This window comes from Pseudomonas sp., assembly GCF_049590575.1.
GTDB lineage: Bacteria > Pseudomonadota > Gammaproteobacteria > Pseudomonadales > Pseudomonadaceae > Aquipseudomonas.
This window is the reverse complement of sequence record NZ_JBAWDE010000167.1, coordinates 1-2,000: the sequence shown is the minus strand read 5'-3', so window position 1 is coordinate 2,000 and position 2,000 is coordinate 1. Positions and strand designations below refer to the sequence as shown.

The following is a 2,000-nucleotide window of genomic DNA, read 5'->3' as shown; positions in this document are numbered from 1 at the left end:
CGTCGGACCAGGCTCAGCCTGCTGTCCGCTTTTTTTTGCCTGAGCACGGCCGGGATGGCCCAAGGCGCAACCCTGCAGAACACGCCTGGGGTCACCGACCTGATCCGCGATCGCCAGGATCGCCTGCTCGAAGAGCAACAGCGCCGCCTCGAAGAACTCAAGGACCTGCCCGGCAAAACCGCTGCGCCCGCCAAGCCTACAGCGCCAGCAGATACCCGCTGCTTCCTGATCCAGACCATCGAACTTGCCGGCGCCGACGCGCTGTCCGCAGGCGAGCGCGACAGCCTGCTCAAGCCTTACATTGGCGAGTGCCTGGGCGTGGCGCAGCTCAATGATCTGCTCAAAGTCATCACCGACCATTACCTGGCCAAAGGCTTGGTCACCAGCCGCGCCTACCTGCCGCAACAGAACCTCGCCAGTGGCAACCTCAAGGTGCAAGTGGTGGAAGGTCGCCTGGAAGGCGTCAAGGGCGCGCAGGGCAGCGGTATCAGCGAGCGCCAACTGGCGATGAGCTTCCCGGGCAAACCGGGCGACCTGCTTAACCTGCGCGAGATCGAGCAGATGGTCGACCAACTCAACCGCTTGCCCTCCAACCAGGCGCAAATGGAATTGGCCCCCGGCAAGGAAGTCGGCGGCAGCGACGTGCTGGTGAAAAACACCCCGCAAAAGCCATGGCGCGTCGGCCTGTCCCGCCACAACGGCGGCCAGCGTGCGACCGGCGAACAGCAATGGGGCGCCAGCCTGGATTGGGATAATCCGCTGGGTCTGGCGGATCAATTGTCGCTACGTGGCGGTCACGATGCCGTCAGCGACCACCAGAAAACCTCGCGCAACTCGATGCTCAATTACAACCTGCCGTTTGGCTGGTGGAACCTCAATTACAGCTACAGCGAAACCGAATACCGCTCCCTGGCCCAGGCCAGCGGTTTCAACTTCAAGCAGTCCGGCGACAGCCAGAGCCACCAATTGCGCCTGGAACGGGTGATCCATCGCGACGCCCTGAGCAAAACCTCGCTCAGCACCGGCGTGGCCTACCTGCGCACCAACAACTTCGTCGAAGACAGCAAGCTCGCCCTGAGCAGCAACCGCCTCAGCGAAGCCCAGTTCGGCATCAACCACGGTCGGCGCATTGGTGGCTCCTTTCTCAACGTCGACCTGGGCATGCAGGACGGCATCGGCGCCTTCGACGCCCAGGCCAACCACAACCCACGCCCCGGCCAGGCTGACGCGCGCTACCGCAAATACACCGCCACGCTGAGCTACCTGTACCCGTTCAAACTGTGGGGCGAGTCGTTCAGTTTCAGCAGCCTGATGACCGGCCAGCGCAGCGAAGATGTGCTGTTCAGCCCGCAACGCATGAGCCTCGGCGGGCAGTCGTCGATTCGCGGCTACAAGGACCAAAGCCTGGCCGGCGACAGCGGCGGCTAATGGCGTAATGACCTGCGCTGGAGCCGCCCGGTGACCTGGGCCTGGATGCAGCCGGTGTTCAGCGAATACGGCACCAGCCTCGGCTACGACCAGGGCGTGATCAGCCATGGCCGCTACAACGCCGAGCAGCACGGGCGCATGACCAGCAATTCGCTGGAGCTGTTTGCCCGTAGCCAGAACGTCGCCGCCACGGTGACCTTCGCACACTCTTTGGAACGCCCGGGGCCGATCACTGAACGTGAAGCGCCGGTGTATTTCCGTATGGATTTCTTCCTTTAAATCTTTACCGCCCCTCGGGCATCGAGACATGACATGGACGTTCGCCAGCTCGCCTTTCTTGCGCGCCAACCTTCTGCAGCCGTGAAAACCCGCTCCAACTTCTTGGGCTTGCCCAAGCGCGGGCTGGCATTGGTATTGGCCAACGCCATGTTCTGGCAGCCGTTGCTGGCGCAGGCGGATGGGATTGTGGTGAGCGCGCCGGGGACCACACTTGGCCAGGCAGGCAATGGCGTGCCCATCGTCAATATTGCTGCGCCCAATGGCAGCGGGCTGTCGCATAACCAGTTCAAGGA

1 protein-coding gene and 1 pseudogene are annotated in these 2,000 nt (G+C 63.0%); both read left to right on the top strand.

The features are described 5' to 3' along the window. Window positions 1–1,707: pseudogene (locus WBR57_RS12015) on the top strand (ShlB/FhaC/HecB family hemolysin secretion/activation protein); the annotation flags it as partial. Window positions 1,708–1,740: 33 nt separating this feature from the next. Next, window positions 1,741–2,000, top strand: a 260-nt coding sequence (locus WBR57_RS12010; protein ID WP_424084010.1) for a hypothetical protein, incomplete at its 3' end; no start/stop codon positions are given.